A 9,164-nucleotide genomic window follows, 5' to 3' on the forward strand; every position below is an offset into this window, starting at 1 on the left:
CCACCTTCACATTGTTTTTCGATTTAATTTGGCTAGTTCCATTTGAAGAATAGTCATTGCGTTTGACCATTCGGTCCGGTCAATAATGCCCGATGTATACATTTCCTTCAGTTCATCTGCCATAAATTCTAATTCCACTTCACGATCTCCGAAATACACATAATTTCCAAATCTCATGAGCAGCTGCTGTACATCATATAACGTTTTCATTATTTCCACCATTTCTTCTCATCAACAGATAGGATAAGCGTATTCATAAATGCGCTTTCAGTCAAGTCATTCAATGTGTTTACGTGCTTTCAATATATTGTTTCAGTTTTAAAAATTGATCATTTTTTGGATCTTGGTCTAACCCTTTCTCGATTAGATCCTCCGCTTTCGCTGTCTCTCCTTTTTCTACGTACAACAACGATAAATGATACAGTTTATTTGGATCATCAGGATCTTTTTTAAGCGACTTTTGTAAAAATTCAATCGCTTTGTCAAGGTGGCCGAGCTGCGCTTCAGATAGTGCATATATATGGAGAGCATCAGCTGATGCATCCTTTTGGTGTACATGTTCCTCTAACCGTTTACTTGCTTCGTTATAGTTCTTCTCATCAAATAGACTTGCCGCCTCACTTACTGCCGCCGCTTCCTTTTGATCGTCTGAATGAAACCCTGTATACAGTCCAAAACTGCCAATCAACAGCAAAACAACACTAGCAACAAACATTTTGACAGGCTGCACCTGTTTAGGGAGCCGGACAGCTAAAGCGGCTAAAAAACCGCCAACCAGACCGCCAAGGTGCCCTGCGTTATCAATACCTGATACGGTGAAGCCTATCCCTAAATTGATTAGGATGATCACAATAATATTTGTCCCCATCGTTCGAAAGAATAGCTTGCGGTTAGAAATTGCTAAATATAATAGCGCACCTAAGCAGCCAAAGATCGCACCTGATGCACCGGCTGCGATGGCCGTATTAAAGACAAAGCTCGCAATGGAGCCAAAAATGCCGGAAATGAAATAGATGAGCAAAAATCTCCCTGAGCCATAAATTCTCTCAACAGCCGCTCCGACAGACCAAAGAGCAAATGTATTAAAGAGTAAGTGCGTCAAGCCAATGTGCAAAAACATTGGTGTAATGAGGCGCCACCATTCTCCATCTAAGATCAGCCCATTATTTTTAGCACCAAACGCTGTTAAAGTCGCGGTATTGGTACTTCCGCCAGATAGTTCAAGCAAAAGAAACATCACCACTTGAACAGCGATGAGCAAGTAGGTGAAAATCGGTCTGCCATTTTGAAAAACGGCCCGTTCTCGTTCACGCTGCTTTTCCTGATCATTAAATGCTTGAAGTACATTCATTTTAAGCTGCATGACATCCTCAGCTGTGTCTCTCTTCGCCTCTTCTACATCCAATGTTACCGAGGTGTTCAGCCATTTTTGCAGCTCGTTTACATCGTGCTGAAGAGTGTCTGCGTTCAGTAATACAGGTGTAACCGTCACCTTTTGTTTTTTCTGCGGCTGACCGTTTAAGTCTTCCCAATCATCTACAGGATCGTCAGCTGTAAATTGGAGCTGCAAGAGATGAAGAGACCGTTTACGCATCGCCTCTCTCAGCTGATTCACCCGATACGTCTGCTCTTCGATATCTCGAACAATCTCCTGTCTAAAATTCACATCTTTTCTATATAGACGGATGAGATCATACCCTGAGTTTCTTGGTGCTTCAAAAAATATTTCATCTTCTGGATACGGACTTTGAATCATCTCGTACCCTTTTTGCCTTAATTCATCAACAACTCGCCAAAATAGACTATCTATGACATTCATTCATTCGCGCTCCATTTTTTACATTATTATAACAAGAATCGTTCTTATCCGCATTTCTGAACAAAAAAATCCCGGCTTCTGCGGGATTAGAATGCTTGGCGAATAAATTTCGTCCGAAAATATGGGATTTTCATCAGCCACTTAATAAAAAAGTGACGCACTTGATTTTGACCTAAGATCAAATTCATCAGCCGATAACGATTTTGCACGAGAACGAATGCAAACAATGTGAACACAATGCTCCAAATCATTTTATTCATCATATTCCCTCCTATGTTCGTATCGTGGCTTAAATAGGATTTGTTTATGCATGAACGATCATTTTTATCGCTTACAATGGTTCTTTTCATTAGCCGGCTTTCACAATCTAATCCCTTGTTCTTTTGATTGAATATAATAGACCTCTTCACACTCTGATTGATCATAAGAAACGTCATTATTCACTTCCTCCCACATATTACGGAAGTATCTTTTCTTTCCACGAAATTTTTTCAAAACGGACCTCTTAGCAAAATGCCACTACATGCAGATTTGTTGATCAATGTGAAATCATATTGCGTTTCACCCTACCGTTACTGCAACTCTGATGAAAGGATCTCAACACAAAAAGCCCGTTCTTTGGACAATCAGCGGACTTTTACTTTTGATATAATATACCTTTTTCACTGACAATCATAGACACCGGTATGTCGTGTGCTTCAGACGGCACATGGCTGATTTGCTGTAAAGACAGACAAAGTGCAATGGTTACACCGTGATAGTCAGCTAAGTAGCGGTCATAATAGCCGCCCCCAAATCCAATCCGGTAGCCTTTTTGATCGAAGCATACCCCAGGCACAATGATTAAATCAATGGTTTCTTTATGTACAGCTGTTGATACTTGAGGGTCTGGTTCCAATAGCCCAAAGTAGCTAGATGTCATCTTTGTTTGCGGTGTATATTCATAAAACATCATCTCTTTTGTTTTCGGAAAACAGGTAGGGATACATACTGTTTTTCCTTCTTCCCACGCTTTTTCAATCAGAGGCATTGTCGGTATCTCTTTTCCTCTAGACATCGTCAAAGCGATCGTTTTCGCCTGTTTCCATGCTGGCAGCTGCAATAAGTACTCATGAAGTAAAGCCGTGCTGCGCTCAAACTCTTCAGCGCTTATCTGATCCAGCTTGGCTAATGTTTGAAGGCGAAGCTCCTTTTTCATAAAGATCATCTCCCATCATAAAAAAACAGCAGGAAAATTCCCTGCTGCTTACTTTGTTTCACGATGTAAAGTTTGTTTTTTATCACGTGAGCAATACTTTTTGAATTCAACGCGATCTGGATTGTTTCGCTTATTCTTTTTAGTAATATAGTTACGCTCACCGCATTCAGTGCAAGCTAGAGTAATATTTACGCGCATATTTTTCCCTCCAAACTAAAATCAATTCACATTCAGACCTAACTATAATACCACTTCTAGCTTAGGAATGCTAGAATGTTTTTTCACCAATTTCATTTTGAGTGCATTCACTTACATATCGCATGGTTATGTCATGAAAAATCGTCTGCTCCCCTATAAAACCTTATCCTTTGTCGTACTGTATACATGAGACCCCTCTTCTCCCCGCCTCTTTCATTTATTTTGACAGCGAAGCAAGGTTTCATACCCGTTTTACATATAAAAAGAAAAAAGATGAAAAAAAGGTGATTTTCTTCAGCAATTCCTTTTGAAACTAGCTTTTTTATGGTATAAAAAAGAAGGGTCGAAAACTGTCTGAAACAATCTTGAAAGCCTTTTATGGCTTTCAGCATAAAAATATGAATAAAAGGTGATGAAACATGGAAATTGCAATTATCGGATTGCTTGTTGTCAGTATTGTACTGATCGCATTCTCATATTTTCAAAGAGAGCCGATTAAAGAAGTCGAGCAGGAACTTGAAACACTTCAACTATCTGCAATGCAAGAAATCTATAAACTGAAAAAGAAAATGAAAGTGCTTGAAGAAGAATTACTTGAAACAAACATCGTCGTTCGCAAGCATTCAGAAATTGATCCATCCATCGCAAGACAGATCATTTCAAAGCACCAAAATGGCATGTCTCCTGAGGCCATTGCGCGCGCTGAGCATGTATCTGTAGAAGATGTCAACATGATCATTAAAGACAACGAGAGGGTGCTTGTATGACGAAAAAAAGCATCCAAACGTTTGCAGCAGGTATGATTCTTGCAACTGGGGTTCTTGCGATTGTCTTTTTTCTCACTGGGAAAGACGAGGCAGCAGCTGATACAACAACAAAAGAAACCCTCGCACAGAAAGTAACAGACACTGACGTGAAAAACTATTTAGACTCCAAAAAAGAAGTCACTGTCAGCCGTGAAACGTACCAGCAGCTTCTTGACTATAAAGAAAAAGCGCTGAAGGCAAATGAAGACGGCGATTCTAAGAGTGATAAACAAAAGCCTAAAGGCAAATCGATCAAATTCGTGATTAAAAACGGTATGAGTACAAGTGATGTTTCAGACATGCTTGAAAAGGACGGCATCATCAACTCGTCTAAAGATTTTAATGATTACGTAATTGACGCCGGCTACCATAAAGAAATTCGTGCAGGCAAGTTCAATTTAAAAACAGGGATGACGTTCAAACAGATTGTCAAAGCCTTAACAAAATAACAACAAAAGCCCCCTGGCGGCACTGACCTCCAGGGGGCTTTTCTTATCCAAATCGACCAGATATATAATCATTCGTTCTTTGATCGTTTGGCTCAGAAAACATCACATTCGTATCATTAACCTCAACAAGCTCCCCCATTAAGAAGAATGCCGTTCGGTCTGATACCCTAGCCGCTTGCTGCATGTTATGCGTCACAATGGCAATTGTATATTTCTCTTTCAATTTCATAATCAATTCTTCAATCTTTAATGTTGAGACAGGATCAAGCGCTGATGTTGGTTCATCCATTAATAAGATGTCTGGGCTTGTGGCAATGGCTCTTGCGATACAAAGACGCTGCTGCTGACCGCCAGAAAGACCTAGAGCGGGCGCACTTAATCGATCTTTCACTTCATCCCAAAGGGCAACATCTCGAAGCGCTTTTTCAGCGATTTCTTTCAATTGCTGCTTGCTCTTTACTCCGTGAATTCTTGGTCCGTATACGACATTATCAAAGATAGACTGAGGGAATGGATTCCCTTTTTGAAACACCATCCCGACATTTTTACGCAGCTCCACTAAATCGACACGGCCTTTTAAAATGTTGTCACCGTTATACATCATATCCCCGGTGATTTTCACACCTGGCACTGTTTTGACCATAAGATTTAACGTTTTAATAAAGGTTGACTTTCCGCAGCCGGACGGGCCGATAATCGCTGTGACTTCATGCTCTCTTATAGCTAAGTCAATATGCTTCAGTGCATGATGCTGTCCATACCAAAGATTCATATCATTCACACGAAACACTTCTTTTTTTGCTGTTTCAGTTGCTACTGCATTCATCAAAATCCACCCGCCTTATCCAAATCGACCATTGATATAGTCTTCTGTTTTTTGCTGCGCAGGACGTGTAAAGATACGTTCTGTGGCATCATATTCTACTAGATCTCCGTTTAAGAAAAAGGCCGTACGATCAGATACACGGAGTGCTTGCTGCATGTTGTGTGTCACAATGACGATTGAATAATCATTTTTCAATTCCCCTAATAGTTCTTCAATTTTCGCATTTGAGATGGGGTCTAGGGCAGAAGCCGGTTCATCTAATAGCAGAACACTAGGTTTCATCGCAAGTGTACGTGCAATACAAAGGCGCTGCTGCTGACCGCCTGACAATGACAAAGCAGATCTGTGCAAACGATCTTTGACCTCATCCCATAGCGCCGCCTTTGTTAAGCTTTCCTCAACCGCATCATCAAGCACAGATTTTCTTTTTTCCCCGGCATACTTTAACGCATGGGTGATGTTATTGTAGATCGATTTAGGAAATGGATTTGGCTTTTGGAAGACCATGCCGATTTCTCTTCTTAAATTCACCACATTAATGCGGTCATCCAAAATATTTAACCCTTCGTACATGATCGCCCCTTCACTTCTCGCACCTGGAATTAAGTCGTTCATGCGGTTAATGCTGCGTAAAAAGGTAGACTTACCGCAGCCAGATGGGCCGATTAATGCGGTAATCGCATTCTTCTCGATCTCGAATGAAATGTGATTGACCGCTCTTTTTTCACCATAATAAATGCTTAAATCCTGCACCTGTAAAATCTGTTCCGCTTGAAGTGGAGCCTTTTTCGCTGCAATCTCTTTTTTTTCTGCCAGCATTTGAACCATATCCCCTTCACACCTCTCTCACATTATTTTGACGTAAGCTTTTTATGAATAAATGAACCAAGCCATCTAGCTGCTAAGTTGAACAATAAGACTGAAAGCACAAGTACGGCTGATGCACCATTTGCAATGGCTTCTGCATCTGGAATGATTCCTTGTGTATTGACGTTCCATATATGAACGGCTAATGTTTCAGCCGGTCTAAAAACATTCAGCGGTGACGTATCAGAAAAAGGACTCCAGTTTGTGAAATCAAGGCGCGGTGTTGAGAGACCTGCTGTAAAAAGAAGGGCAGCCGCCTCACCAAAGACTCTTCCTGATGCTAAAATCGCACCGGTGATAATAGACGGGAGCGCACCTGGAATAAGAACCGTCTTGACTGTATGCCACTTCGTTACACCAAGCGCAAGTGATGCTTCCTTTTGATCCTTCGGTACAGAGCGCAGTGCATCTTCTGTCACCCTGACCATCACCGGCAGGTTAAACACAGTGAGCGCCAGAGCTCCTCCAATGATCGTATAGCCCCAGCCTGTTAAATTCACAAACATGAGTAAACCAAACATCCCAATGACGATAGACGGAAGTGAAGACAGCACTTCAATACATGTACGAATAAAATCTGTGACTTTGTTTTGAGGTGCATACTCTGCCATATACACTCCCCCGCCGACGCCAAGCGGGACTGTGATCAGCATCGTAATAAACAAAATATAAAACGAGTTAAACAGCTGATCCCTGATGCCGCCGCCAGAGCCAATCGCACTTGAGCGGGTTGTCAAAAAGTCGAAATTTAATTCTTTTGCACCGTTGAAAATGATATAAGAAAACAAACCAACGAGAATCGCCGTAATAATGGCAGCACATAATCCAAATATAAATGTGGCAAAACGATCGGTCATTTTGCTATTCATTAAATCTTCCTCCTAGACGACAAGTATCTGATAATGAGTATGAACATAAATGATACAACTAGAAGGACAAGTCCCATTGACCAAAGTGTATTGTTCTCAACACTTCCATACGTTGTGTGACCCATGTTTAACGTAATAATGGTTGTTAATGTACCAGCTGTATCCATAATGCTCTCTGGTAAATTACGCGTGTTTCCAATGACCATCTGTACAGCAAGGGCTTCTCCAAATGCTCTAGCCATGCCGAGCACGACCGCTGTCATTAATGTTGGCAGAGCTGCCGGGACAAGCACACGTCTAATCGTTTGCCATCTTGTTGCGCCTAGTGCATACGATCCCTCACGTAAACTTTTTGGTAGTGAAGCCATTGCATCAGTCGCAATGGATGTAACGGTTGGCAGTATCATAATAGACAGGACAATCGTTCCTGCTAGCACGCTATGTCCTGAGCCGCTTGACTTGAAATGTCCGATAAACGGCACCAATACTGTAAGACCTATGAATCCGTAAACAACGGATGGAATCCCTACAAGCAATTCAATGACTGGCTGGAGGATTTTACGTCCCCAAGCAGGTGCAATTTCTGTCATAAAGATGGCGCCAGCGATGCCTAGCGGCGCTGCAATGAGTGCCGATAGGAGCGTGACGGCGATTGATCCAAAGATAAACGGAAATGCACCGTACTGCGGGTTTTCTGCTGTTGGGTTCCAATTGATACTGGTTAAGAACTCAATTGGGCTTACACCATTTACGATGAAAGATTGTAAACCCTTAATGCCAAGGAAGATGGTAATGGCGATTGATACAGCAATCATTAAGAATGCGCAGAATCTCACCAAAATACTTCCTCTTACTTCATCCATTTGCCTATTTTTCTTCGAGCTGATCAGTCGATCGCTCGCTTCTGTATGTTCTATCTGCTTCATCTTTTTCTACACTCCTATGAATGTCATAAAAGGAAAAGTGAAAAGCTCCACTTTTCCTTCATCAGCAATTCAAGACCTCTTACTTATCTGTTTGTTTGCCTGTTGCGTCTCTTTCTACTTTCATATTAGAAACTGAGATGTAACCTTGGTCTTTGACGATTTCTTTTTGTACTTCATCACTCATGAGGTAATCTAAGAATTGTTTTGCTAGACCATCCGGCTCACCTTTTGTATAAGAATGCTCGTAAGCCCAAATTGTATATTTACCGCTTTCTACATTGCTTTCTTCCGGTTTCACACCATCAATGCTAAGCGGTGTAATTTTGTCATCTGTTAAATAGGAGAATGCTAGGTATCCAATCGCACCTGGTGTTTCTGCAATCAGTTTTTTCACTGTGTTTGAAGAATCTTCTGTGATTCCTTCTGCAGGTGTTGCACCATCAAGTGCATACTTCACAAATGTTGCACGAGTTCCTGAAGAGTCAGGTCTGTTCACAAGAGTGATTTTTTGGTCTTTCCCGCCAAGCTCTTTCCAGTTTTTGATTTTACCAGTGAAGATTTTTTTCAATTCGTCCTTTGTGATGTCTTTGACACCCACTTCAGGGTTTACAGCTGCGGCCATTCCAACAACTGCTACTTTGTGGTCTGTTAAAGCTTTTGCGTCGATTCCATCTTTCTCTTCTGCGAATACATCTGAGTTACCAATTTGTACAGATCCTTCTGACACTTGAGAAAGTCCAGTTCCTGAACCGCCGGCTTGCACTTGAATATCGGCTTTTGGATGTTTATCCATGAATTTTTCTGCTGCCGCAAGAACTAAAGGCTGCATCGCAGATGATCCTGAGATGGTAATGGAACCTGATGCCTCATCTTTGTTTGAAGCATTTCCTTTACTGTCTTTTGAATCTCCGCTTGAGCTGCTGTTTCCGCATGCTGTGACGAATGCTAACAATGCGATAGTAAGGAAAGTAAGCAGCCATAATTTGTTCTTTTTCATTTCAAGAATACCCCCTGAATAATTTGTCCTACGAGTAATACATTAAAGGTTCTTTATTAATTTCGTTTAAATGAAATGTTAAGGTTTTGTAAATGTCGAAGTTTTGTAGAATTCTTGCGATGTTTTTTATGAATTTTGTCAATTTATCTCGAAAAATTTGAAGAAAACGTAAAAAAACGCCCACAAAAAGTGAGCGTTTTTACCTAGAA

The 9,164-nt window shown here is 41.1% G+C and carries 13 protein-coding genes; 2 read left to right on the forward strand and 11 right to left on the reverse strand.

The features are described from left to right. Positions 1-6 precede the first annotated feature (6 nt). From C6Y03_RS10250 to rpmG, 6 genes are all read right to left on the reverse strand, one after another. Entirely contained in the window at positions 7-210 is a 204-nt protein-coding gene (locus C6Y03_RS10250; protein ID WP_008342322.1) for a YqgQ family protein, read from the reverse strand. Positions 211-289: 79 nt separating this feature from the next. Beyond that, positions 290-1,819: a rhomboid family protein gene (locus C6Y03_RS10255; protein WP_106039257.1), complete on the reverse strand. Its 1,530-nt coding sequence runs from the start codon at positions 1,817-1,819 to the stop codon at positions 290-292. An 86-nt stretch (positions 1,820-1,905) separates the two neighbouring features. Next, complete coding sequence (locus tag C6Y03_RS19170) at positions 1,906-2,079, reverse strand: hypothetical protein (RefSeq protein WP_017367602.1); 174 nt, start codon at positions 2,077-2,079, stop codon at positions 1,906-1,908. 100 nt (positions 2,080-2,179) lie between these two features. Beyond that, a complete protein-coding gene (locus C6Y03_RS19495; RefSeq protein ID WP_258182066.1) occupies positions 2,180-2,314 on the reverse strand; it encodes a hypothetical protein in 135 nt (44 codons plus the stop codon). Positions 2,315-2,456: 142 nt separating this feature from the next. Further along, entirely contained in the window at positions 2,457-3,017 is a 561-nt protein-coding gene (locus C6Y03_RS10260) for a 5-formyltetrahydrofolate cyclo-ligase (RefSeq protein ID WP_106039258.1), read from the reverse strand. A gap of 48 nt (positions 3,018-3,065) precedes the next feature. Further along, complete coding sequence (rpmG, locus tag C6Y03_RS10265; protein ID WP_008360061.1) at positions 3,066-3,215, reverse strand: 50S ribosomal protein L33; 150 nt, start codon at positions 3,213-3,215, stop codon at positions 3,066-3,068. A gap of 419 nt (positions 3,216-3,634) precedes the next feature. On the opposite strand from rpmG, the gene C6Y03_RS10275 reads away from it, so the two are divergent. Together C6Y03_RS10275 and C6Y03_RS10280 are read left to right on the forward strand one after the other, a co-directional pair. Continuing rightward, complete coding sequence (locus C6Y03_RS10275) at positions 3,635-3,982, forward strand: hypothetical protein (protein WP_003217285.1); 348 nt, start codon at positions 3,635-3,637, stop codon at positions 3,980-3,982. Then, positions 3,979-4,470, forward strand: coding sequence for an endolytic transglycosylase MltG (locus tag C6Y03_RS10280; protein ID WP_034661306.1), 492 nt, complete (start codon positions 3,979-3,981; stop codon positions 4,468-4,470). Before C6Y03_RS10275 ends, C6Y03_RS10280 begins: the two co-directional genes overlap by 4 nt. A 43-nt stretch (positions 4,471-4,513) precedes the next feature. On the opposite strand, the gene pstB (C6Y03_RS10285) is transcribed toward C6Y03_RS10280, so the two are convergent. The 5 genes from pstB (C6Y03_RS10285) to C6Y03_RS10305 form a co-directional block, all read right to left on the reverse strand. Next, on the reverse strand, positions 4,514-5,296 hold the full coding sequence (gene pstB, locus C6Y03_RS10285) for a phosphate ABC transporter ATP-binding protein PstB (protein WP_066030657.1): 783 nt from the start codon (positions 5,294-5,296) through the stop codon (positions 4,514-4,516). Between the two features lie 15 nt (positions 5,297-5,311). Then, positions 5,312-6,124, reverse strand: coding sequence for a phosphate ABC transporter ATP-binding protein PstB (pstB, locus tag C6Y03_RS10290; protein WP_034661308.1), 813 nt, complete (start codon positions 6,122-6,124; stop codon positions 5,312-5,314). Positions 6,125-6,147: 23 nt separating this feature from the next. Continuing rightward, positions 6,148-7,032 (reverse strand): phosphate ABC transporter permease PstA, encoded by an 885-nt coding sequence (gene pstA, locus C6Y03_RS10295; protein ID WP_003217489.1) that lies wholly within the window; start codon positions 7,030-7,032, stop codon positions 6,148-6,150. After that, a complete protein-coding gene (pstC, locus tag C6Y03_RS10300; RefSeq protein ID WP_060596681.1) occupies positions 7,032-7,958 on the reverse strand; it encodes a phosphate ABC transporter permease subunit PstC in 927 nt (308 codons plus the stop codon). The genes pstA and pstC overlap by 1 nt, the downstream gene beginning before the upstream one ends. A gap of 79 nt (positions 7,959-8,037) precedes the next feature. Continuing rightward, positions 8,038-8,955 carry a phosphate ABC transporter substrate-binding protein gene (locus C6Y03_RS10305; RefSeq protein WP_034661310.1) on the reverse strand — a complete coding sequence of 306 codons (918 nt, stop codon included), beginning with the start codon at positions 8,953-8,955 and terminating at the stop codon, positions 8,038-8,040. Between the last annotated feature and the right edge of the window lie 209 nt (positions 8,956-9,164).

Origin of the sequence: Bacillus sp. LNXM65 (genome assembly GCF_002998575.1) — a bacterium.
Taxonomy (GTDB): Bacteria; Bacillota; Bacilli; order Bacillales; family Bacillaceae; genus Bacillus.